The following is a 23,355-nucleotide window of genomic DNA, read 5'->3' on the forward strand; positions in this document are numbered from 1 at the left end:
TGAATAATTCGTTCGTATCATAGGGTTATTAGGTTACTAGAATTTTATTTTATGCTATGCTAACAGTAGAGATCGTTTGATTGCAAATGCTTCTCTATGAAAAAATGGGACAATGATCGATCGTTAAAGAATAAGCGATCAAGATGAGTCGAAGGAGGACTGATGAGAGAGTGGTTACCAAACAACAGGTACTGACTGCAGAAAAGGACTTTCTGAGCGGTGAAAATTTTTATGTCCAACATTTCTTAGGAGCCCATCAAGCGGATGACGGCTATGTGTTTCGTGTTTGGGCACCAAACGCTCAACAAGTTTGGCTGGTTGGTGATTTCAACCAATGGACAGACACTTTGCCAATGAATAAAAGGGCAGAATCTGGGGTCTGGGAGATTGAGACCAACCAAGTAAAAGAAGGACAGCTTTACAAATACAAAGTCAAACAAGCAAATGGACGAGAAGTATTGAAGATTGATCCTTTTGCTGTCCATTTCGAAGCTCGACCAGGAACTGCTGCCGTGTTGCATTCGATCCCACAAAAAAAATGGCGGGACGGACTATGGCAAGGCCGCAAAAAAAGACAGAAAACATTTAATCGACCTCTAAATATTTATGAAGTTCATGCCAGCTCGTGGAAGCACCACGAAGACGGCACCCCTTATCGCTTCTCTGAATTAAAAGATGAACTTATTCCTTATGTGAAAAAAATGGGTTATACCCATATTGAATTTATGCCTTTGATGGAACATCCATTAGGTACCTCGTGGGGCTATCAGCTGACAGGTTATTTTGCGCTCAGTTCCTATTATGGGACACCAGAAGAATTTCAAGACTTTGTAGAGGCATGCCATTTAGAAAATATTGGTGTCTTTGTTGATTGGGTACCAGGACATTTTTGTGTCAATGATGACAGCTTAGCTTATTATGACGGCACGCCGACATTTGAATACATGGATGAAAACCGTGCCAAAAATGTTCGCTGGGGTGCGATCAACTTTGATCTCGGCAAACCACAAGTCCAAAGCTTTCTGATCTCAAGTGCCTTGTTCTGGATCGAATTTTACCACATTGATGGTATTCGGGTAGATGCCGTTTCCAACATGATCTATCGCGATTATGATGAAGGTCCATGGGAACCAAATCACGAAGGGGGCAATCGCAACTTTGAAGGCTATTACTTTTTACAGAAGCTTAATTCTGTTATCAAGTTAGCCCATCCAGCAGTGGTCATGATTGCAGAAGAAAGTACGTCTGAAACCAAAATAACAGGAATGGTCGAAGAAGGCGCGTTAGGATTTGATTATAAATGGAATATGGGCTGGATGAACGATGTCCTGCGTTTTTATGAAATGGACCCGATTTTCCGTAAAGATCATTTAAATCTGCTTTCTTTCTCTTTCATGTATCGGATGCAAGAAAATTATATCTTGCCACTTTCTCATGATGAAGTCGTTCATGGTAAAAAAAGTTTGATGCATAAAATGTGGGGGGACCGCTACAAACAGTTTTCACAACTACGAAATCTCTATACGTACATGATGATGCATCCAGGGAAAAAATTGTTATTCATGGGTAGTGAATGGGGACAGTTTTTAGAATGGAAATATGATCATGGGCTTGAATGGGTCGATTTAAACGACACATTAAATGCAAAAATGCAGTTCTTCACCCAGACCTTGAATGAACTATACAAAGAAGAACGAGCCCTTTGGGAATTGGATGATCAAGAAGATTCATTGATGGTGATCGATGCAGACAACTTAGATGAAACGACATTGACTTTCTTACGACAAGGAAAAACGAAAAAAGATTTCTTGATCGTTGTTGTCAATCTGACACCAGTGGAGCGTCACGATTTTGCGATCGGCGTGCCATACGAAGGAACGTATCGAGAGATTTTAAACACTGAACGGGATGTATTTGGTGGAACTTGGGTGGCTAATAACCAAGACTGCCAGACCAGTAATGCCCCTTTTAAACAATACGACTATCAAATCAAAACAATTTTGCCTGCACTTGGGGCTTTGATTATCAAACCAGAAAAAATCAAAATGACTCGTAAAAAAGCAGTAAAGAAAGCATAAAAAAGAGTAGAGGGGGAACGGTGAGTAGATCACCAAACAAAATGAAAACAGAAATGTTAGCAATGATCCTCGCAGGAGGACAAGGGACTCGTTTAGGGAAACTAACAAAAAATATTGCCAAGCCAGCAGTTCCGTTTGGCGGCAGGTATCGGATCATCGATTTCACGTTGAGTAATTGTGTCAATTCTGGAATCAAAAATGTGGGTGTAGTCACGCAGTACCAACCTTTAGCACTGAACAACCATATCGGCAATGGCGCCAGTTGGGGATTGGATGGAATCAGTACCGGTGTGACGATTTTACAGCCATATTCAAATTCAGAAGGCGAAAAATGGTTTGAGGGAACTGCCCATGCCATCTATCAAAACATCGCCTATATCGATGAGATGGACCCGCAATACGTCTTGATTTTGTCCGGCGACCATATCTACAAAATGGATTACGAAGAAATGCTGGAAAAACACAAAGAAAATGATGCTTCATTGACGGTTGCAGTTCTCGAAGTTCCGATGAAAGATGCTTCTCGTTTCGGGATCATGAATACTGATAAAAATGACCGCATCATCGAATTTGATGAAAAACCAGCCGAACCAAAAAGCAATCTTGCTTCGATGGGGATCTATATATTTGATTGGAGTCGTCTACGCAGTATGCTATTGAGTAACTACACAAAAGACGGCGAAATGGTCGATTTTGGGAAACATGTGATTCCTTCTTATCTAGAAAGCGGCGACAACGTTTTTGCCTATCGCTTCTCTGGCTATTGGAAAGACGTAGGAACGATCGATTCATTGTGGGAAGCCAACATGGAATTTATTGATCCAGCTATGGAGTTGAATATCCGGGATAAAAGCTGGCAAGTGTTCTCCAAAAACCCAATCGCACCACCGCACTTTGTAACTGAAACCGGTGCTGCTAAAAATTCGCTTGTGATGGACGGCTGCTATGTTGCTGGGGAGATCGAGCACAGTATTTTATCAGAGAACGTGCAAGTGAAAGAAGGCTCGACTATCAAAGATAGCGTGATCATGCCTGGAGCGGTGATTGGCAGAAATGTCAAATTAAATCGAGTGATCGTTGGGGAAAATGCAGTGATTGGTGACGACGCAGAGATCGATGGAACAGACGAAATTGCCGTAGTCGGCTATTCTGAAATTTTAGGGGTGACGATTGATGAGAACTAATAAAATGTGTGCAATTTTAGGGAACCTACAGCGATACCAAGACTTGATGCCATTAACGGAGAATCGTCCGCTGTCGACCTTGTTGTTTGACTGCAAATATCGCTTGCTGGATTTCAATCTTTCAAGTATTGAAAATGCCAACATCAAACAAGTCTACATGATTTTCAATGAAGGAGAGACCCAGTCAGTTTTTGATCATATCGGTGGTGGAAAAGAGTGGAACTTGGACGGTGTTCAAAACCGGTTCTTTATCCACTTATTCCAAGACTCATTGAAAAAGCAAGCCGAAGGGCAAGAGTACTACTATAACGTCATTGACTATTTGGAAAAATCAAAATCAGATCACACTGTATTTATGGGCAGCAAAATCTTATGCAACATCGATTTGCGTGCTTTGCTGAAAATTCATCAACTACAAGGCAATGAAATGACTGTGGTGTATAAACGCATCGGCAGTGACAATGTTTCTGAAAGTGACTTGTTGTTTAATGTTGACAGTGAAGGACACTTAGAAGAAGCGATCCAAGCGAAAAAAGGGGAAGTTGGCTCCCTAGTCAACTTGTGTACGGATATTTTTATCATTCAAACGGATCGTCTGATCGCGGCTCTTAAAGAAGGGCAAAAAGTTGGCGCAACGGCAGATCTCGGTCAATTTTTACGAGAGATGATCTCTGTGGAGAACACTGGCCTATATGAGTACACTGGTTACTTAAGTAACATTTATGATATCTCTTCTTATTATCAAACAAATATGGACATGCTAGATGTGCATAAATTCACCTCATTGCTTTATTCGAATCAAAAAATCTATACCAAATTGAAGAATGAAGTACCAACCTATTATTCGGAAACGTCTGAGGTGAAAAATAGCCACTTTGCTTCTGGTTGCATCGTTGAAGGCTCTGTCGAGCAGTCACTGGTTGCTCGCCGTACGAAAATCCATCCTGAGGCAAAAGTCAAAGGCGCGATCATTTTCGGAAATAACGAAATCAAAGCAGGTGCCGAAGTCTCTTATGCGATCTTAGATAAAAATGTAACCATCGCAGAAGGTGTAAAAGTGCAGGGAACCAAAGAAACCCCGATTGTCATTAAGAAGAATTCTCATGTGACAGAAGATGTAATCGGAGGAGCAAGCGCATGAAGGTTTTGTTTACAGCAGCAGAGTGCGCTCCGTTTTTTAAAACAGGCGGGTTAGGGGATGTTGCAGGTGCATTGCCAAAAGAGTTGGTCAAAAAAGGCGTCGAGACAGTTGTCGTCTTACCTTATTTCACGAAAATGCCTGCCGAATACCAAGACCAAATGGAAGATTGTTTTTCCTTTGAAGTGGCGGTCGGCTGGCGCAAGCAATATTGTGGAATCAAAAAATTAGTTCTAGGCGCTGTGACTTATTATTTCATAGACAATCTCTACTATTTTGGTCGCGAACGGCTCTATGATTTTTATGATGATGGGGAACGCTTTGCTTTCTTCCAATTAGCCGTGATCGAAATGATGGAACGCATTGAATTTATTCCAGACGTCGTACATGTCAATGATTACCATACGGCGATGATTCCGTTCTTGATCAAAGAAAAATATCATTGGATCCAAGCGTATCAAAACATACGCACCGTTTTGACGATCCATAACATTGGGTTTCAAGGGTGGTATAGTCGCGATATTTTACCGGATCTTTTTGGGATGGGTACGGAAAGATATGATGATGGAACCTTGCGTTTAAACGATTGCTTGAACTTTATGAAAGCAGGAATCTTGTATGCGGACCGCATCACGACCGTCAGTCCTTCCTATAGTGAAGAAATCAAAACAGCTGAGTTTGGTTGTGGTCTTGAAGTCATTTTACGCATGGAAAGTGGCAAGCTAAGCGGTATCTTGAATGGAATTGATTATGAAATGAATGATCCAGAAACCGATCCTCATTTGGACTATCCTTTCAGTGTCGAGGATTTATCAGGAAAAGCTAAAAACAAGCGAGCGCTACAAGAACAGTTTGGCTTGCCAACTCGTAAAGAGGTTCCGTTGATTTCCGTTGTCAGTCGTTTGACCACTCAAAAGGGGTTCCATTTAGTTCTTGAAGAAATGGAAAACCTCTTGCAGTTTGATGTCCAGTTTATCCTATTGGGAACCGGTGAGCATGATTTTGAAGAAGGCTTTCGCTACTTTGCGCAGAAATATCCTGACAAATTTGCTGCCGCGATTTCTTTTGATATTGCACTGGCGCAAAAGTTATACGCAGCAGCGGATCTCTTCTTGATGCCTTCGGCTTTTGAACCATGTGGACTATCGCAGATGATCGCGATGCGTTATGGTACATTACCGATCGTTCATGAAATCGGTGGCTTGAAAGATACGGTGGATTCCTATAATCCGATCACGAAACAAGGAACCGGCTTTGGCTTCCAAGAGTTTTCACCTTTTTACTTGATGAATGCTTTAAAACAGGGGATTGAATTGTATGAATCGGATCCGACAACATGGACGGCATTAGTCAAGCAAGCAATGAAAAAAGATTTTAGCTGGAATCAAAGCTCAGATCTTTATGTTGAGTTGTATAATAATATCAAAGTTTGATTGTTTTAAGACAGAAGAATCCTTGTCTGCAACAGAACGGCTAGTTGTATGACTAGCCATTCTGGCGGCAAGAATTCTTCTTTTTTATAAACGGTTAGCATAAAGGAGTGTAACCCTATGACAAAAGAACGATTGCGTGATCTGTTAGAAACCAACGTGCACGAACTGTTTGCGATAGAGATCGATGAAGCATCACCGCAGGAATTGTTTCAGGCGCTAGCCAATGTCGTGAAGCAAATGTATTCAGAAGACTGGCGTCAGACCAGAAAAAATCTCTTGTTGGAGGATCAGAAACAAGCGTATTATTTTTCAATCGAATTTTTACCCGGCAAAATGTTAAAGAGTAATCTGTTAAATATGCAGCTGTTGGAGCAAGCGGAAGCCGTTTTTGAAGAGTTAGGGGTTTCACTTGACGATGTTGCAGAGACGGAAAAAGACATGGCTTTAGGCAACGGGGGACTCGGTCGCTTAGCGTCTTGTTTTATGGATTCATTGGCTTCTTTAGGTTTGCCGGGAAATGGCAATGGGATCCGCTATCGCTACGGATTATTTAAACAAAAATTTATTGACGGTCATCAAGTAGAGTTGCCCGATGACTGGTTGCGTTCGGGGAATGTTTGGGAAGTCCGCAAAGAAAGCAAGGCGGTGCCTATTCGTTTCGGGGGCCATGTCTATCTCGTTACCGGAGAGGACGGGAAATTAGCCCCAGTTTATGAAGGTGGCTTTACCTGGCGGGCGGTTCCTTATGATACAGCAATGGTTGGCTACCAAAATCACCATCTCAATACCTTGCGTTTATGGAGTGTTGAGGTTCCTGTCGAAGATGAGGCGCACTACGCGACACTAGAATCGCGGCAAGCATTGGAAAATCTGACAGCGGTCTTGTATCCCGATGATTCCAATGAGACAGGCAAACGGACCCGGCTGATGCAAGAATACTTTTTTGTGTCTGCAGGGATCCAAAGTATCGTCCGTTATTATAAAAAATTGAATTTACCTTTGACCATGATGAGTGAACGAGTAGCGATCCACATCAATGATACGCACCCAGCCCTTTGCGTCCCAGAACTGATGCGCATTTTAGTTGATGAAGAAGGTCTTGCTTGGGAACAAGCGTGGTCGATCACCGTGAAAGTCATGAGTTATACGAACCATACGATCATGGCGGAAGCCTTAGAAAAATGGCCCGTGCGCATGATTGAAGAAGTTTTGCCGAGAATGGATCAGATCATCAAAGAAATTGATCGCCGTTTTGTGGAAACGATGCAAGGGGTCCATCCGCAAGCCTTACTGGAACGGACACGAATCATTATTGATGATCAAGTCCATATGGCACATCTCGCGATCATCGGCAGCCACAGTGTCAATGGCGTAGCCAAGCTCCATTCTGATTTACTAAAATCAGTGGTACTCCATGACTTTTATCTTATTTATCCTGCCCGTTTCAACAATAAGACCAACGGCATCGCGCAACGGCGTTGGCTTCAGCTAGCCAATCAACCGTTAGCCAAAGTATTGGATCAGTCCATCGGAACAAGCTGGCGCAATGATCCATTAGACCTGCAACTACTCAAAAACTATTATGAGGACGAAACTGTTCTCCAACAAATTGCCGACGCAAAAATGAGTAACAAGCGTGCACTGGCACAGTACATTCAAAAAGCAACGGGCATCACAGTAGATCCGACGGCAATATTTGATGTGCAGATCAAGCGTCTGCATGCATACAAACGACAATTACTAAATCTTATGCATATTCTAAAGCTCTACTTTGAGGTCAAAGACGATCCAACTGCTGCGTTTCATCCAAGAGTCTTTCTCTTTGGTGCCAAAGCCGCACCAAGCTATCACTACGCAAAATCGATCATTAAAGTCATCAATGAAGTGGCGAATCTGATCAATCAGGATGAAACCATCAATGATAAAATCAAGGTTGTTTTTTTAGAAAATTACAACGTTTCTTTAGCAGAAAAAATTATCCCAGCAGCGGATGTCAGTGAACAAATATCATTGGCCTCCAAAGAAGCTTCAGGGACAAGTAATATGAAGTTGATGCTAAATGGGGCAGTAACGATCGCCACTTTAGATGGTGCCAATATTGAGATTCGAGATGCAATCGGTGATGAAAACATCGCGATCTTTGGGCTAACCGAAGAAGAAGTGTATCAGTATTACGCCCAGCGTAATTATTCTGCCTATGCGTATTATGAGTCAGATCCACTACTACAACGTGTAGTCAATGCCTTTATTGACGGGACAATCCCCAATATCCAAGTAGAAGGACGCGAGATTTTTGATTCACTTTTGAAATACAATGATGAGTACTTTTTATTAAGAGATTTCCACGCCTATTGTGATGCACAGCATCGGGTGGATATTGCTTATCAAGATACTCATCGCTGGCAAAAAATCAGTCTAATGAATATTGCGAATGCTGGGAAGTTTTCGGCGGATGAAACGGTGCGAAATTATGCAGCAGATATTTGGCAGATCGATCCATTATTTGCCCATATCAAAGAACCAAATGCGGCAAGCTTGACGGAGTCAGTGCCTCCAAGGGGAGACAATTGAAGCGACTTCGGTTGAAATGGCGCAGTCTTTCGTGAAATTCTCTTTTATTTGTGGTATGATGAAAAAAATGCATGTAAGAGGATGAGTTCAGTGGCAAATTATTTAGATGTGAAACGAAAACACTTCCGTTTTCCTGCTTATGATGATACAGACGGTGTGAAGCTTCAATCCGAGCATCGCCCCGCATTCAGTAAAGCAGATGATTGGATTTTAACCGAAATCAAAGATCCCGTGAGTCATTCTCACAAGGAAGAAAATCAATCTTTGCAGCGTAAAGTGCAGTCCAGCCAACGCGATCGAGGGCACAATGTTCGTCAAAAAGAAGAGCTTGCCAATCACCGTGCCAACTTGCCTCAGTACGGAAAACGTCCGGTGAAAGAGCAGATGCCGACAGGAAAAACCAATTTTTTTGGCAAAGAAGCGAACCATTCTTCTTATCAAGTGACTAGTAAGAAGGAAAAAGCTGAGGTTCCTGTTTCTTCAAAAAAAGAATATTCGGGACGCTCTTACTTCGTGCCTAAATATATTCCTGCATCAATTATTCCTGATGAGCAAAAACCTGAAATTACGCCGAACGATTTGATGGATGCAATGGCAAAAAAACAAGAAAGTTATTTGTTATTTGACACTGAACCAGCAGCTTATCAAGTCAAAGAAGAAAGCGATCCAACCGTCAAAAAATTCAATCGCCACCCCTCTGTTGGGATGACACGCAGCGAGTTTCGCGCCAACAATAAAAAAAATGGTGAGAAAAAACGGTCTGTTTTAGATCGATCATTAAAAGGAATGATTGAAGACGATCAACAAGAAGAATCTTCAAATGGCTATTTTCGTTCTAAATAGTAGAGACAGTTACTCTTAATAGAAGTAGTCCTTTGAGCATAACGATGAATGATTTCAGCTAGATGGCGAACATCTAGCTGTTTTTTTTGTGTGCTGAAACTGCCGATTTCACAAAATACTTAGTCGAATTACATTTTTCACCGACTGAGGAATATTCTGATTTTACTAAGCAATAGCGTGGGCTATAGAATAAAGTGAAACGATCAAAACCATCGTTATTTATAATGTTTGTTATTTTAATTGGCGATTTCTTTTGTCATTTAAAATCGATGGCAGGATTGTGGTTTTCTGATCAGCCGTAATTGAAAAAAGGAAGCAAGCGTCCTGATGGTTATAGCTGCTCTTTGGGAAGGACTGATCCATGATCGATTTCAAGTGAAAGATACGCTGAAAGGTGGGGCATCAACAAATGAACAAGAAAAAGAGAATGGTATATTTCACCATCATTATTGGCTTACTTGGAGGACTCTACTTTTTTTCAACCATGAGTGTGTTTTCTTCAAACATTTTCTTTGCTGCACAGCTGGAGGAAGAAACGGTTGCGAGTGACCCATTCGAACCGATACGAGAGAAAGAGGCTGAGGGAAAAGTTGCCATTTATTTTGATGAATCAACGAAAGCCGGGACTGTAGGAGACATGTTACTAGTTGCGTTTCATACGGGCCGTCCCATTAGTGAAATAGCGATCCGGTTGCCGCAATCTGCGGTTTTTGTTGAAGAGGAGTTGCCAAAGGGAGTCAAAATTATGTCAACCACTGAAGAGAATGGTTGGAAACTAACGACTGATATCCCTAGAAGTGATTTTTTGGTTCCATTGGTAGTTGATACAGCAGGGGCGTTTCCATTTGAAGTAGCAGAATCAATGATAAGACTTGAAATAAAGGAAGCACGGGAGACAAACCCTACGGATACACAAGAGGATGCGCTAACCGATTCGAGTGACTCCACTGACCAATTCGATCAAGAGGACAAAGAGGATCAATTACCAAAAGAGAAGGAAATAGAAAGCCAGATTCCTGACGAATCAGAGTCAGATCCTGGCAATCTATATCTGTTAGGCGACGACGTAAAAAAGAGAGGGGTTGCTAACTGGGTCGAATTTATGGCTGCAATGGTCGATCCGACGGTCAATTATATTTATTTGACAGCCAGTTTTCAAACGAACGATAATCCTCGTTTAGGCATTACGGGAATTGACGGCTGGAGCAGCAGCGCCAATCCTAATGGCGGATTAGCCTATGTTTATATCAATGCCTCGAGAGTTTCAAGAACGTTAATCATCGATGGTCTCGACACCTTTCAGATGGATCTTAGAGCCGTAGCGATCTGTTTCCGCGATTCCAGTGTCAATCCTGATTCCCCATGGGACATTACCTTGCAAAATTTGGAACTTTACCATGGAAACTTTTGGGGGGCAATTGAATATCATGATTTGAACATGTCAAATCAGCAGCGTTCAATCATTCGGTACCACAATCTCAACCATACTGGCAATCAGTTGTTTTACGGTTTGCACTCTCGAGCCAGCTTTTCTGGACATTCGGTTTCACACCAAACGCCTAGATATACATCAGACTTCAATGCTTCTTGGATGATTCACTCGAACACCCAAGCGAATTTTGAAATCAACCAAATCGAGCTTCGTGAGGGAGCAAACGTCGAAATGTCGACGATCAGCTCAGGAAATCTTGATTTTTATAATACGAATGCGCGTCTCATACTAGGGAATAATGCCCGACTATCATTAAATGCCAACGGTTCAGCTGGCGAAGCAGGCGGTGCCAATATTCGCTTTGTCGCTGGCAATGGACGCATTGAGTTAGGAAAAGGTGCGGAATTGGCATTAAATACACAAAACAACAGTCCGGCAGTCATCACATCAGGCACGCCCCATGATATTCGCTTAATGGAAAAAAGTCGCTTGTCAGTTACTGCTACAAACCGAACGTTGTACAGTCATATTTTCTGGTTAAGTGCCAATACGCATGTCACCTTAGAAGACAGCAGCACCTTAGAGGTTGAAGCAACAAATCAAAATACAACCGCAAATATCTTCCACTTCTCTGGCACGACTGGCAATCTCAACGTGGGCAAAGATGCTACCTTAGATATTCGTTCGGACAGCCCACAAGCTGTCCAACGGCTACTTTTCTTTACCGGTGCCAACAATCCCGCAAGATTGACGATCGACGATGCCAAGCGTGTCAATTTGCAAAGAACCCGCGCCATAACGACCACCACAAATGGTCTAATTGAAGGGGGAGGAATCACTGCAAAGAATCAGGCGATTCGCCAGTGGCGGCATGGAAATACAGGAGATCCATCTGATTTTCAGTGGCAACCGATTCTGTCCATGACTGCGGCGATTTCCGGAACCAACACCAATGTGACCAATGTATCTTCACTGAATGAGGAAACAAGTCGAGGGTTTGCCTCGCAGTTTGCTTCTCGTTCACAACGTCTATTATTTGAGAGAATCCCAGACATCACGGTGACCATCGATCCTTTGACAGAAGATAGAACCTTACCTAATGCCTATACGATTTCGGGAACCGCCAATCCTGGTAGCTACCTTCGATTTCAAAGAGAGGGGCTGATGCCAGAACCGACGCTTGAAACGCCAGTCGATAGTGCCGGCAATAGCGAGTACTTTCACACACAAGCGGGTGAAAATGGGCACTATTTACTTGATCTATCTGATTTAGAACCTTTCCAGTATTTTACACAAGGTGAGGTGGTCACCGCTCAGGCATTTCTTGATGGTAAATGGGCAGAAGCATCAACCACTGTGGAACCCATTGGTGACGTTGACCCAAAAGATCCCCTTGATCCTGATCAACCGATTCTACCTGAAAATCCACCATTGATACCAGAAAATCGCGGGTTTATCAGTATAGACTTTGTTTCACAATTCGATTTTGGTACAGTACCGATTCGCTCGTCGACAAGCCGCTATCCGGCGCGTCCGCAACGAATTTCTTCAGTGGATGATCATGAATCAACCGAACGACCAAACTATATTCAGGTTTCCGATCGTCGATTTCTCCCAAATGGCTGGACCTTGAGTGCCCGATTATCTGAGGAAGGGTTCGTAAGCACGGATGCGTTTAAGCACTATTTAAAAGGAGCGAGTGTGCATTTGAATAATATTGAAATGGTCACCTCTAAAGAAAATCGCTCTGAAGCACCAGACTACGTTGAAGCAATTGAGCTAGGACCGCAGAACCAAGTGATTGCACGTGCCAATGAAAATCAAGGGACGGGTACTTGGATTCAACGCTATGGAAACGAGCATACCATGCAAAAAAGTGTCGAGCTGGAAATCCCTATTGGCGCGAGGCCGCAAGCAACAAGTTATCAAGGAACCCTTCGTTGGGAGCTGAGTTTCGTACCTGGTGCTGACGAATAACCCCTTGGAAAACAAGTAAGCATGTTCTGCAATCGTGAATATGATCGAACACTGTAAAAGTTGCTCAGACAAAAAGAAGTCCAGTTGCCATTGGACTTCTTTTTTGTCTGAAACAGACGAGCGGTGGTTTAAACTGCTTTTCCCACTTTGGTGGATATGCTTTTCGATCAATAGAAGAGAGTGAAACCACAGGCAATGGACCAATGAGCAAAATCATGACATGGTAGTGATCAATGAAATCACTTAAGCACTATATCTTCCCCAGTATAAATTTTATTTAGCTATTTTAGTAATTAAATCCTGCTCAAATATTTTAATTTTCTCTTGCCTTTTGATATGCTAAGAACAAGGGGGAATCAAAGATGGAAGTTGATCTACAAATGCTGGCGATGATTTTCTTTATCAATCTCGCCTATGTCACATTGAACACACTGCGATTTTTATTGACAATGAAAGGGTATCGCGTGATTGCCCCATTAGTGAGTATGATCGAAATCACGATCTATATTTTAGGCTTATCTATGGTATTGGATCGTTTGGATAACCCGCTGAATCTCTTATTCTATGCATTAGGTTATGCTGCAGGAGTCAGTATTGGTATCAAAATCGAAGATAAGCTGGCTCTGGGCTATACAATGGTCACAGTGATCCTACCTAGTAATACGGATGAGGAAAAAAGTTTGCCTAAGATCTTACGACAAGAAGGCTACGGAGTTACACAAAGTTATGGAGAAGGCTTAGAAGGGCCACGACTGATTTTAGAGATTCTTTCCCAAAGAAAAAGTGAGAAAAAGCTCTATCAAACCATCAAAGCGGTGGAAGAACGAGCGTTTATCATCAGCTATGAACCCAAGTATATTTCGGGCGGTTTTTGGACCAAAAAAATCAGCCGTAGAGAGGCGAAGTTGAAAAAGCAAGCACCTGTTGATTGAGGAACTAGAGGCAGCTTGATCCATTCGTGAAGAATAGTTGCATAATAAGCAGGGAGTTTATTGATGAGAGGAAGCGTAAGGTGTGGAAAAGAAAGCAAATGGTATGATGGCGGTCATCGCTGCCCTGATCTCAAATATTTTGGTGGCTATTAGTAAGTTTGTCGGTTATGCACTAAGTGGCAGTGCAGCCATGTTGAATGAAAGCATTCATAGTGTCGTGGATTGTAGCAATCAAATCTTTTTATTGATCGGGGATAAACGGGCAACAAAGGGCCAAAGTGAACTGCATCAGTTTGGAGAAGGTCGGGCGAAATATTTTTTTAGCACGATCGTTGCGATGATGCTCTTCTTTGGTGGGGGCGCACTCGGTGTGATGGAAGCGGTAGAAAAGCTGCTGCATCCTGCCCATGAAGTTGGTAACGCTTGGTTGGTGATCGCTATTTTGATTTTCGGGATGATCGTTGAAGGAAGTTCGTTGTGGATCGCGATCAAGGAGATCCGCGAACTGAATGTGGAACGTCAACCAATCTATCGTTTTTTGAAAGAAAGTCGGCATAGTGAGATTCTGATCATTTTCACAGAAGACTTTTGTGCAATGATCGGCCTAATGATCGCACTATTTGGTACGATTTTAACCATGATTACGGGTAACGCATTTTTTGATGCCTTCAGTGGTTTGTTGATTGGTCTTTTATTGATGGTAGCAGCCATTTTCTTAGCCCGCGAATTTTACAGTCTACTGATTGGCGAAAGTGTCACAAAACGGGATCTAGCAGTGATCAAAAGAGCATTTGAACGGCCAGATGTTGATCGCTTGATTGATGTTAAAACGGTGCATTTAGGACCATCAGAAATTTTGATTGCGGCAAAAGTTGATATTGCCTCGAAACAAGAAGAGGTCGGCTATGAGATCATTAATGAGATTGAAGCCGAGATTCGACACCAGATGGCAGATAAAAAAGTCTATATTTATATTGAGACAGATGAGTATGACCCTCACTATATGGAGAAACGCCGTAAACTTGTGCGACCTTCCCACTGATTTAGCTAGAATAAAGCAGCTTTTTTTGATACAATAGACAAGGATTATCACATAGTGAAGGAGATTTCAAAATTATGATCAATGCAAGTGACTTAAGAGCTGGAATGACATTCGTTCAAGACGGCAAACTTATCAAAGTATTAGATGCTAGCCATCACAAACCAGGTAAGGGAAATACGGTTATGCGTATGAAATTACGGGACGTTCGGACTGGTTCGACTTATGATACAACCTTCCGTCCAGAAGAAAAATTTGAAAAAGCGCATATTGATACGAAAGCTGTACAATATCTATACACAATGGATGATACAGCATTCTTCATGGATCTGGAAACGTATGAACAATATGAAATTCCAGTTGAAGTGGTAGAAGAAGAAATGAAATTTATTCTTGAAAACATGGAAGTAAAAATCCAATTCTTCGGCAGCGAAGTAATCGGCGTTCAACTACCATCAAGCGTAATCTTAAAGGTTGTTGAAACACAGCCGTCGATCAAAGGGGCGACTGTGACTGGTTCAGGCAAGCCAGCAACGATGGAAACTGGCTTAGTTGTCAATGTTCCTGACTTTGTTGAAGAAGGCGAAATGCTAGAAATCAATACAGCTGAAGGTACCTACTTAAAACGTGCGAAATAAGAAAAAAACCGCGACTTGTTCGCGGTTTTTTCTTTTGCTCTGGAGGAGGGATCAAAAGTGAATCATTTCCCGTCTGCCAATGATTTTTGTAAGGGATAAATACTATAGGGTTTACTGATAAAGTAGGCGACGGAGCAGACGATCACAAACAAGGGCAGATTTTCAAAGCCAAAGACTTCCCCACCGATAAAGATCGGTGCAAATAAAGTGCTAGTAGCACTGCCAAAGACACTGGCATAGCCTAGGGCTGCCACCAGTTCGATAGGCAGTCCGAAGAGCGGTGCCAGCACGACGCCCAAAGAGGCGCCGATCGCAAACAAAGGGGTGACTTCTCCGCCCAAAAAACCAATACTGATAGTCAGTACAGTTAACACCATCTTAAGCAGCCAGTCATAAGAATAGATTGGTTGATTCGTGAAACTAGCGCTGATCAAATTCGTTCCTAAACCTGAATAACGACCATGATACAAAAGGACAAAAAGTAAGACTAGCACGAGTGAACCGATGCCAATGCGCCAGAGAGGATGAGGAAAGCGTCGTTTCATGATCCGTTTCATCGTTTCTAATAATCCCGCAAAGCTGCCACCAACAATACCAAATATTAAGCCAATCAAAAGTAATTTCAGAAAAACAGCCAAAGTCAAATCGGGGGACGGTGACAAAGCAAAACTAAATTTTTCTAATCCTAACAATTGAGAAGTCGTACTAGCGGTGAAAGCAGCCAGCAAAGTTGGTAAGAGTGCATGATGACTGAATTTACCGATGACAAGTACCTCCAGTGCGAAGAACGTCGCAGCGATCGGGGTTTCAAATAAACCAGCAAATCCCGCAGCCATCCCAATCATGATCAGGGTGCTGGCGTACTTTTCTAGTCGCAGCCATTTTCCTAAGCGATTGGCGATGGTGGCACCTAACTGAACCGCAACCCCTTCTCTGCCAGCGCTTCCTCCAAATAAATGCGTCAGCCAGGTTCCCACCATTACAAAAGGAATCAAGCGCAACGGAATGTCTTTTTCTTCTTCATGTCCGACTAAAAACACTAAATTCATTCCCTGAGGACTTCGGTCACCGTACTTTTGGAACAGGTAAGTAAAACAAATGCCGATAATGGGTAAAAAGAGAATCAAGGGCAAAAAATGACTATCACGAAAGGCGCTTAAGGAAAGTAGGATTTTCCCAAAGAAGGTGTCGACGGCTCCAGCGAATACGCCAATAACCAGACTGACCACACCTAAAGCAGTCAGTTCCCAATTAGTTGTTTTTTGTTTCATCATTTCTATCACGATCCTTTAAAAAGAATATAGGAACAATGCTCCTGCAAATACGACGACCTAGTGAAAATAAAAAAATGACTGCTACACACTAAAAAAAGTGGTAGAAGTCATTAGCAAAATTGCGGTTTCAGTAAGAACTGAGGGAGACATTCATTCCCGATTAGCATTAATATTATCTGATAAAACCCTCCTTTTGTCAATGGATGTTTGTTGTGAAAAGCAATTCATCTAACACTTATCTTTTCTACATAGTTATGGTAAAATTAATCTCATAAGAACTTATATGGGAATTGAGCGCCTTGAGGATAATTGGCATGAAAAGGGATGAAAGGACGATCCTTCTACTGTTTGACCAAAGGTAAGACAGTGAGTAGTGAGGAATCGAAGAGGAATAAAAAATGGTTGCATTTATGACGAGCGAAAAATGGCTGCAAAGTGAGCGTTTTTATTATGTGATCCTACCAATTCTCATGGTAGTTGGTCTGATTGCGTTATTAGGGTTCCTGATGGTTCTGCTTTATCGAGAAAACCGCAACCCAAAAGTGACGCTATTGCTTGGCGGCATAGTCGTTACGTGTCTATTAGGTTTTTTTATTGGGGATCAAGTGTATGGTGAATTCAAAACGTATAATGCGCTGATCACACCGAATATCCGAGATCGCGAAAAGATGTTTCTAGGCTATAAATATTACGAATCTGATACTACAGCAATTTATCAGCGCATCCAAAGCAATGAAGCGATTGAAACTTTAGGAATCTATCAAGCAATACCGGTGGAACGGGAGATTGAATTTCTTGGTTCTGCTCATAACTCCGTATATTTTAAAATGGGCGCCCAGGTTTACTATGCTCGCTATCAACCGACTTTTGTGGATGAGGAAACAACTGCTAAACTGCAGGGGGTTCAATACCATTTGACTGATCCTTCCTTTGAAACAATTGGTTTCTATTCCGAAACCAACAACTATTTAACGGCAATTACGATTCCAAAGTCCCAAGAAACCCTCGAATATCAATCCGTTGATTCTGTGATCCCGAAAGAATTTGGGAAAAGTCAAACCCAATGGGCGTTACCGAATAGGAATGAATAACGATAAAAAAACTACCTAAGTCACGAAAGAAAGCTCCCTCAAGAAGGAAACTTCCGTGCGCAGGTAGTTTTTTGCATGCTTGGTCAGAGAACATTGCTTTTCCTATGACTGATCAGGTAGTCCTCTTTCTTTTTGCGAGGCAATTTTTTGAAGGCGGCTTCTGCTTGAGTGGCTTTACTGCGAGTGGAAAAGCTTTCCGCATGGATCATTTGCAAGGGTCTGCGACTAGCGGGACGGGTATATTTTGCCCCGATCCCTTTGTTATGCTCTAATAAGCGGCGACTCAAATCGGTAGTATAGCCGCCGTAAAAGGATTGGTCGTTGCAACGTAAGACATAAAAGTAATGGTTGTCAGCAGCCATAGAGCATCGCCTTCACTTCTGGACTATAAGAGCCCGTTTCATCATAGGTAATGAGAGGAGAATCAATTTTAAACCCTTCCGCCTTACCATCCTTGATTCCTTCAATCAATAAAATATTGGCCTCTTTGCCTACTTTCGGATAGACGAAGCGGACTCGTTTTGGCGCGATTCGATGGGTGCGCATATTGTCCAAAATATCGAGAAAGCGATCCGGGCGATGAACCATCGCAAACCTTCCATTCATTTTTAACGCTTTACTGGCGGTTTGGATCACTTCATCTAAATTTGTGGTGATCTCGTGCCGGGCGATCGCTAAATAGGGATTCGGGTTTTTGATCGCCGTCGGTATATTTTTAAAATAAGGCGGATTGCAGACCAAAAGATCGACGGAATCAGGTTTGATTTTTTGAAAGAGATTCTTCAAATCCATAGGATAGACCGTCAGCTGTTCTTGCAAGTCATTTAATTCGATACTGCGCTGCGCCATATCCGCTAAGCGTTCCTGCAATTCGACCTGATAAATATGAGCAGTCGTTTTTCTGCTGATAAATAAACCGACTGCGCCATTCCCTGCACAAAGGTCAACGATCACACCTCTTTTTGGTACTCTAGCGTAATTGGCTAATAAGACAGCATCTAATGAAAAAGAAAAAACTTCGGAACTCTGAATAATCTTGATGTCATCGGCATACAATTGGTCAATGCGTTCGTTCGGTTGCAACATGAAGCATACTCCTGTTCTAAATTCATTTCAATGTATTATACTACGATTAAGAATAATGGGAAACGCTAAAAAAGGCTTGTCATTTAAACCGTTTTTTTGCATACTTGAATAGGAGAGAAATAGAAAGGAAAATGAGTATGTTTTTTCGCTTTATGCGCGGTGTGGTTCGCGTAGTATTATTTTTGATCAACGGCAATGCTCGTTATCAAAACAAAGAGGTTTTACCTAAAAATGAAAACTATATTTTAGTGGCTCCTCACCGAACCTGGTGGGATCCATTGTACCTAGCAGTGGCTGCTCGGCCAAAGAAATTCAGTTTTATGGCGAAAGAAGAGCTGTTCAAAAACCCGATTTTACGGTTCATTTTGATTCATGCCAATGCTTTTCCAGTCAAACGGGACAAACCAGGACCGAGCGCGGTAAAGACGCCAGTCAAAATCTTGAAGGAAACCGATCTTAGCTTGATCATGTTCCCAAGTGGTACGAGACATGCAACGGCCTTAAAAGGTGGCATGGCGTTGATCGCGAAAATGGCCAAAGTCAAGATCGTTCCCTCTGTTTATCAAGGACCGCTGACATTAAAGGATTTATTTAAACGCAAGCGAGTGACTGTCCGTTTTGGGGAGCCAATCGATATCAGTGACATCAAAAAGATGGACAAAGAGGGCTTGGCGGAAGTGGAACGGCGCATCCAAGGTGCATTTGACACACTGGATCAAGCGATCGATCCGTCATTTGTTTATCAAATCGATGAGTCCAAAAGAGAAGATTAATACCTAAGAAAAGCCGTTGATCCTTTTGTGATCAGCGGCTTTTTTCTAATGATTTAATCCAACAATTCGAAAGCAAATTTGGTCCATGGTTTCAAATATTCCAACAAAGGCAACTCCTCTTTTGGGATAGCACCGACTTTGTTTTTTCGGGCGTCTTGGTGAGGGGTCAAAACGATCTGCAATTCGTTTTTGTACTGACCAAAGGTATCATTGCCGATAACGATGTCCCCATAAGCAAACGGTTCTTGGTTTGTATGAGGGAGGTTTTCGATGGGACGGTATTTCACCCGTGATTGTGTGGAACGAGCGACTAACGCATTACTGTCACCGCGACGAAAATGATTGGTTTCAGCTAATATCCTCCGTTCGATTTCGCTGGCTTCTGCTTCTACGGAAACGCCAAAGGTCAGTTTGTAGCGATCGATCGCCGCCAGAGCTTTCAGTTCTGCATCCGACGCATAGGCATTGCCAATAATCACCGTATCGATCAACCCAGAAGCAAAAAGCAGCTTTCCTTGCAACGCCAAAGGTAAATCGCGACAAGATTCTAAGGTTGGCAGGCCATCATTGACTTCCCAAGGGCCAATTTTGGCTGATTGACTAGTGATGAAGGCGGCTGTTTTCAACCCATTTTTTTTAAAACGTTGACTGCAGTTGCGGAAAAAAGCCTCCGTTAATCCTGTGCCTCGTTGGGGGTAAAAATTGTGGCAGCCATATAAAAAAGGTTCATTGGCTTGATAAGAAAGGATATTTTCTAAATAGTTCACATCATTACTCATGTTTAATTCAATCGCCAAGCCGAATGGATTGAAGGTCAGTTGGGCTTCTTTGCTGCCATCAAACCCTTGATCCAAGCGGATACCGTCCGCACCTAATTCTGCAAAGAAGCTTAGATCGTCATAAGAGATCGCCAGATCACTAAAAACAGCTGGGGAAATATCTAAAATCGTTTCAAACCCAAGGTTCTTGGCAAACCCGATAATCGAAGAGAATTTCTTTCTGACGGTCTCTTTGCCTTCACTGACTTCTAGCATACTCATAAATAAGCGAGAGTAACCAAGGGCAGCAGCTTTTTTTAAATAGTCTTGATCCAGTAAAGGATCGCTATGGTCGGGGTAAATCGAAAGGCCAATTTCTCGTTTCAATGGTTTTCCCTCTTTCTAAAAAAATCGTACGAAGCACCTCTTAGTATCGAAAAATGCTGCTGTGGAGCGCTTCTTCCGATTGTCTTGATGGGTGCTTCGTCCGACCTTTATCAACAAATTATTGTGTGACTGGTTGATTTTCTTTTTCCAATTCGTTTTTGTCATAGATTTTTACGAATGGGTAATAGATCAGAATCGATAAAAGAATCAAAAGAACATTCAGCACGATCGCACGCCAATCGCCGCCAGTCGCTAAGAAAGCACCAATTGGTCCAGGCAATGTCCAAGGGGCATTGACCGTGACGGCATTGACTAAACCTGCTGAGGTGGCGACCCATGCAATGACACCATTGATTAAAGGCGCAATGATGAATGGTGGGATCAAGATTGGATTCAAGACGATCGGTGTACCGAATATCAGTGGTTCGTTGATGTTGAAAATAGCTGGAATCAAGGCTGTTTTTCCTAGTTTTGAACCGAATTCCGATTTGGTGCGAAACGCTAACAAGATAGCCAAACCAATCGTTGAACCAGCCCCACCGATCCAGATGAACCATTGATAAAATGGTTCGGCTGCAATATTGGGAATCATATCTCCCGATGCAAGCGCTGTTGTATTTCCTTCTAACAACTGTAACCATAATGGACGAGCCAGTGAACCAACGATAGAAGCACCATGGATCCCGAATGACCAGAAGAAGGTCGTCAAGAAGGTGATCAAAAGCACACTTGGCAAGGTATCTGCGGCACTGACTAAAGGATCGACCACTTTTGCCACGATCGTGTGCCAGTCAAAACCGATATAGTAAGTGATCGCGCCCATTCCTAAAATGATCACTAAAGTGGGAGTCAAGGCTTCAAAAGAGCGAGCGACTGCAGGTGGGACTTGTTCTGGCATCGTGATTTTGAATTTCGATTTGTCCGTTAACCGATAGATTTCAACGGCAAGAATCGAGGTGATGATCGCCACAAACATACCAGCACTCCCTAAATTGGCCATTGGCAAGACAAAACCGACCGTTCCGGCAGCATCCAACGCTTCTGCTGGGATATTGACCGGGGTGAAGGTCAGTAAGAAGGCGGTCGTAGCTAAGATCCCGCCTGAAAGACCATCAAGCTTATAAGAGCGAGAAAGACTGTATCCAATCCCGAATGCAGCATACAAGCTCATAATGTACATCGTCATTCGATAAGGCAATAAGATGGTTGTGGCATTGCTAGACAAGAATTGATAGATGCCCCAACTTTGAGGTAGCGGTGGAAAGGCTAAAATCATAAAGAACGAACTGACGATAATCAATGGCAATGTTGAAACGATCCCGTCACGAACCGCTCGCAAATGACGCTGGCTGCCAAGTTTTTCCATCGGTCCTGCCAGATGGCGTTCGATGAACTGAGTGAATTTATCTAACATGGTTTATCCTCCTAAGATGTTTTACATTATTGTTTCCCATGGATTCGGAATGATTTTTCCTAAAATCACGCCTTGGGCTGCCCCGGTTGCTGCAGGGGCATTGTTGACACGGCTGTGAAGGGTTTCATTTCCTAAGATGGCGAAAGCCACCGCTTCTTTGGCATCGTTCGAACCGCCAATGTCATCTTGTGTTACAACGGCTACTGTTTCGGGTAAATAGCCTTTGATCATCTCAATCAGCAGATGGTTATGGGCGCCACCACCTGAAAGAATCACTTCAATATCATTTGTTCCCAACTGAGGGAAAATGAACCTTTGGTAACTGTCAGCAATGGAAAATGCGGTGAAATCGGTTAAAGTCCTCACCAAGTCTTCCGATGCTACTTGGGGATATTCGGTCATTAGCTGCTGCACAAAATGTTTGCCAAATTGTTCACGTCCAGTGCTTTTCGGCGGTTGCTGGGACAAATAAAAATGAGTTCTTAATTCCTTTTGCAAGGTGGGTATAATTGCTCCCGCTCGGGCTGTTTCGCCAAACGCATCATAAGGCTGACCGAATAGCTGAACCATTAGTTCATCGATGACCATGTTTCCTGGACCTGTATCAAAAGCATATAATTCGCTTAAGCCACCATTTTTAGGCAGAACCGTAACGTTGCCGATGCCGCCAATATTTTGCAATAAACGATTTTTATCGTTTGATTGATAGAGCAGATAGTCCGTATAAGGTACAAGGGGCGCTCCTTGCCCGCCAGCAGCCATATCCATCACTCGGAAATCGGCGACGACTTTCGTTTGTAAGCCATAAGCAATAATCGAAGGTTCGCCAATTTGCAAGGTGCTGTTTTTCGCTGGATCAGCATCGGGGGAGTGCCAGATCGTTTGTCCGTGGCTGGCAACAAAATCAATGCTTTTTTCTTCAATACCGGCTTTTTGGCAGAGGATTTGACACGCTTTCAAAAATTGATACCCTAATTCAGTATTTAATTGGCAGATGAGGGGAACATTTGATTCCACCGGATCACAAGCAGTTTTTATTCGTTCCTTCAATTCTTCATCAATGGGCAGTGTGAGCATTTCCATCAGCTGGACGTCAGTTTCGATACCGCAGCCGTTGATTTTTACTAAAGCAGCGTCGATTCCATCCAAACTGGTTCCTGACATGAGTCCTATTGCAAGCATATCGTTTCTCCTTTCTTTTAGAATAGTGATGAAAGCGATTGTTGAATTCGATTTCACACTCATTGTAAATGAAGTGTAATTATATTTCAAGATATAAATTTATAATTGAAAAAACATTTCAACAT

Annotated in this window: 18 protein-coding genes and 1 riboswitch; of the genes, 12 read left to right on the forward strand and 6 right to left on the reverse strand. The window is 42.6% G+C overall.

Features of this window, described 5'->3' with window-relative positions:
• Window positions 1–143 precede the first annotated feature (143 nt).
• The 10 genes from glgB (at window position 144) to efp (ending at window position 15,265) form a co-directional block, all read left to right on the forward strand.
• The gene (glgB, locus tag IGI94_RS06050; RefSeq protein WP_016613231.1) at window positions 144–2,078 is read left to right on the forward strand and encodes a 1,4-alpha-glucan branching protein GlgB; all 1,935 of its coding nucleotides are present in this window, start codon (window positions 144–146) and stop codon (window positions 2,076–2,078) included.
• Window positions 2,079–2,119: 41 nt separating this feature from the next.
• Window positions 2,120–3,262, forward strand: a complete 1,143-nt coding sequence (locus IGI94_RS06055) for a glucose-1-phosphate adenylyltransferase (RefSeq protein ID WP_016613232.1) — start codon at window positions 2,120–2,122, stop codon at window positions 3,260–3,262.
• Complete coding sequence (glgD, locus tag IGI94_RS06060; protein ID WP_016613233.1) at window positions 3,252–4,403, forward strand: glucose-1-phosphate adenylyltransferase subunit GlgD; 1,152 nt, start codon at window positions 3,252–3,254, stop codon at window positions 4,401–4,403. Before IGI94_RS06055 ends, glgD begins: the two co-directional genes overlap by 11 nt.
• On the forward strand, window positions 4,400–5,833 hold the full coding sequence (gene glgA / locus IGI94_RS06065) for a glycogen synthase GlgA (RefSeq protein ID WP_438899547.1): 1,434 nt from the start codon (window positions 4,400–4,402) through the stop codon (window positions 5,831–5,833). The genes glgD and glgA overlap by 4 nt, the downstream gene beginning before the upstream one ends.
• A 117-nt stretch (window positions 5,834–5,950) precedes the next feature.
• On the forward strand, window positions 5,951–8,404 hold the full coding sequence (locus IGI94_RS06070) for a glycogen/starch/alpha-glucan phosphorylase (protein WP_430617800.1): 2,454 nt from the start codon (window positions 5,951–5,953) through the stop codon (window positions 8,402–8,404).
• A gap of 81 nt (window positions 8,405–8,485) precedes the next feature.
• A complete protein-coding gene (locus IGI94_RS06075) occupies window positions 8,486–9,247 on the forward strand; it encodes a hypothetical protein (protein WP_430617801.1) in 762 nt (253 codons plus the stop codon).
• 409 nt (window positions 9,248–9,656) lie between these two features.
• The gene (locus IGI94_RS06080; RefSeq protein ID WP_438899549.1) at window positions 9,657–12,656 is read left to right on the forward strand and encodes a WxL domain-containing protein; all 3,000 of its coding nucleotides are present in this window, start codon (window positions 9,657–9,659) and stop codon (window positions 12,654–12,656) included.
• Window positions 12,657–13,018: 362 nt separating this feature from the next.
• The gene (locus tag IGI94_RS06085) at window positions 13,019–13,588 is read left to right on the forward strand and encodes a DUF2179 domain-containing protein (RefSeq protein ID WP_005236782.1); all 570 of its coding nucleotides are present in this window, start codon (window positions 13,019–13,021) and stop codon (window positions 13,586–13,588) included.
• Between the two features lie 103 nt (window positions 13,589–13,691).
• Window positions 13,692–14,630, forward strand: coding sequence for a cation diffusion facilitator family transporter (locus IGI94_RS06090; protein ID WP_034872243.1), 939 nt, complete (start codon window positions 13,692–13,694; stop codon window positions 14,628–14,630).
• A gap of 74 nt (window positions 14,631–14,704) precedes the next feature.
• Window positions 14,705–15,265, forward strand: a complete 561-nt coding sequence (gene efp, locus IGI94_RS06095; protein WP_005229668.1) for an elongation factor P — start codon at window positions 14,705–14,707, stop codon at window positions 15,263–15,265.
• 62 nt (window positions 15,266–15,327) lie between these two features.
• Here efp and IGI94_RS06100 read toward each other — a convergent pair whose 3' ends face one another.
• Window positions 15,328–16,539, reverse strand: coding sequence for a chloride channel protein (locus IGI94_RS06100; RefSeq protein ID WP_086299712.1), 1,212 nt, complete (start codon window positions 16,537–16,539; stop codon window positions 15,328–15,330).
• Window positions 16,540–16,633: 94 nt separating this feature from the next.
• Window positions 16,634–16,706: riboswitch (Fluoride riboswitch) on the reverse strand.
• A 231-nt stretch (window positions 16,707–16,937) separates the two neighbouring features.
• Between IGI94_RS06100 and IGI94_RS06105 the strand changes: the two genes are divergently transcribed.
• Window positions 16,938–17,630, forward strand: a complete 693-nt coding sequence (locus tag IGI94_RS06105; RefSeq protein ID WP_008379712.1) for a hypothetical protein — start codon at window positions 16,938–16,940, stop codon at window positions 17,628–17,630.
• 83 nt (window positions 17,631–17,713) lie between these two features.
• Here IGI94_RS06105 and IGI94_RS06110 read toward each other — a convergent pair whose 3' ends face one another.
• Window positions 17,714–17,992 (reverse strand): GIY-YIG nuclease family protein, encoded by a 279-nt coding sequence (locus IGI94_RS06110; RefSeq protein ID WP_005236776.1) that lies wholly within the window; start codon window positions 17,990–17,992, stop codon window positions 17,714–17,716.
• Window positions 17,982–18,716, reverse strand: a complete 735-nt coding sequence (locus IGI94_RS06115) for a tRNA1(Val) (adenine(37)-N6)-methyltransferase (RefSeq protein WP_016613240.1) — start codon at window positions 18,714–18,716, stop codon at window positions 17,982–17,984. Before IGI94_RS06115 ends, IGI94_RS06110 begins: the two co-directional genes overlap by 11 nt.
• A gap of 137 nt (window positions 18,717–18,853) precedes the next feature.
• On the opposite strand from IGI94_RS06115, the gene IGI94_RS06120 reads away from it, so the two are divergent.
• On the forward strand, window positions 18,854–19,489 hold the full coding sequence (locus IGI94_RS06120; protein WP_005229679.1) for a lysophospholipid acyltransferase family protein: 636 nt from the start codon (window positions 18,854–18,856) through the stop codon (window positions 19,487–19,489).
• A gap of 53 nt (window positions 19,490–19,542) precedes the next feature.
• Here IGI94_RS06120 and IGI94_RS06125 read toward each other — a convergent pair whose 3' ends face one another.
• From IGI94_RS06125 to anmK, 3 genes are all read right to left on the reverse strand, one after another.
• Window positions 19,543–20,634 carry a DUF871 domain-containing protein gene (locus IGI94_RS06125; protein ID WP_275626195.1) on the reverse strand — a complete coding sequence of 364 codons (1,092 nt, stop codon included), beginning with the start codon at window positions 20,632–20,634 and terminating at the stop codon, window positions 19,543–19,545.
• A gap of 118 nt (window positions 20,635–20,752) precedes the next feature.
• Window positions 20,753–22,048: a PTS sugar transporter subunit IIC gene (locus IGI94_RS06130; protein WP_008379718.1), complete on the reverse strand. Its 1,296-nt coding sequence runs from the start codon at window positions 22,046–22,048 to the stop codon at window positions 20,753–20,755.
• A gap of 21 nt (window positions 22,049–22,069) precedes the next feature.
• Entirely contained in the window at window positions 22,070–23,230 is a 1,161-nt protein-coding gene (anmK, locus tag IGI94_RS06135) for an anhydro-N-acetylmuramic acid kinase AnmK (protein ID WP_275626194.1), read from the reverse strand.
• Window positions 23,231–23,355 lie beyond the last annotated feature (125 nt).

It is taken from the genome of Enterococcus sp. AZ149, from assembly GCF_051714285.1.
In the GTDB taxonomy this organism is placed as follows: Bacteria; Bacillota; Bacilli; order Lactobacillales; family Enterococcaceae; genus Enterococcus_D; species Enterococcus_D entomosocium.

Excerpts from the sequence above, each read along its gene's own strand:
- glgB (WP_016613231.1), top strand. The coding sequence starts at position 144 with ATGAGTCGAAGGAGGACTGATGAGAGAGTGGTTACCAAACAACAGGTA.
- IGI94_RS06055 (WP_016613232.1), top strand. The coding sequence starts at position 2,120 with ATGAAAACAGAAATGTTAGCAATGATCCTCGCAGGAGGACAAGGGACT.
- glgD (WP_016613233.1), top strand. The coding sequence starts at position 3,252 with ATGAGAACTAATAAAATGTGTGCAATTTTAGGGAACCTACAGCGATAC.
- glgA (WP_438899547.1), top strand. The coding sequence starts at position 4,400 with ATGAAGGTTTTGTTTACAGCAGCAGAGTGCGCTCCGTTTTTTAAAACA.
- IGI94_RS06070 (WP_430617800.1), top strand. The coding sequence starts at position 5,951 with ATGACAAAAGAACGATTGCGTGATCTGTTAGAAACCAACGTGCACGAA.
- IGI94_RS06075 (WP_430617801.1), top strand. The coding sequence starts at position 8,486 with ATGAGTTCAGTGGCAAATTATTTAGATGTGAAACGAAAACACTTCCGT.
- IGI94_RS06080 (WP_438899549.1), top strand. The coding sequence starts at position 9,657 with ATGAACAAGAAAAAGAGAATGGTATATTTCACCATCATTATTGGCTTA.
- IGI94_RS06085 (WP_005236782.1), top strand. The coding sequence starts at position 13,019 with ATGGAAGTTGATCTACAAATGCTGGCGATGATTTTCTTTATCAATCTC.
- IGI94_RS06090 (WP_034872243.1), top strand. The coding sequence starts at position 13,692 with ATGATGGCGGTCATCGCTGCCCTGATCTCAAATATTTTGGTGGCTATT.
- efp (WP_005229668.1), top strand. The coding sequence starts at position 14,705 with ATGATCAATGCAAGTGACTTAAGAGCTGGAATGACATTCGTTCAAGAC.
- IGI94_RS06100 (WP_086299712.1), bottom strand. The coding sequence starts at position 16,539 with ATGATGAAACAAAAAACAACTAATTGGGAACTGACTGCTTTAGGTGTG.
- IGI94_RS06105 (WP_008379712.1), top strand. The coding sequence starts at position 16,938 with ATGGTTGCATTTATGACGAGCGAAAAATGGCTGCAAAGTGAGCGTTTT.
- IGI94_RS06110 (WP_005236776.1), bottom strand. The coding sequence starts at position 17,992 with ATGGCTGCTGACAACCATTACTTTTATGTCTTACGTTGCAACGACCAA.
- IGI94_RS06115 (WP_016613240.1), bottom strand. The coding sequence starts at position 18,716 with ATGTTGCAACCGAACGAACGCATTGACCAATTGTATGCCGATGACATC.
- IGI94_RS06120 (WP_005229679.1), top strand. The coding sequence starts at position 18,854 with ATGTTTTTTCGCTTTATGCGCGGTGTGGTTCGCGTAGTATTATTTTTG.
- IGI94_RS06130 (WP_008379718.1), bottom strand. The coding sequence starts at position 22,048 with ATGTTAGATAAATTCACTCAGTTCATCGAACGCCATCTGGCAGGACCG.
- anmK (WP_275626194.1), bottom strand. The coding sequence starts at position 23,230 with ATGCTTGCAATAGGACTCATGTCAGGAACCAGTTTGGATGGAATCGAC.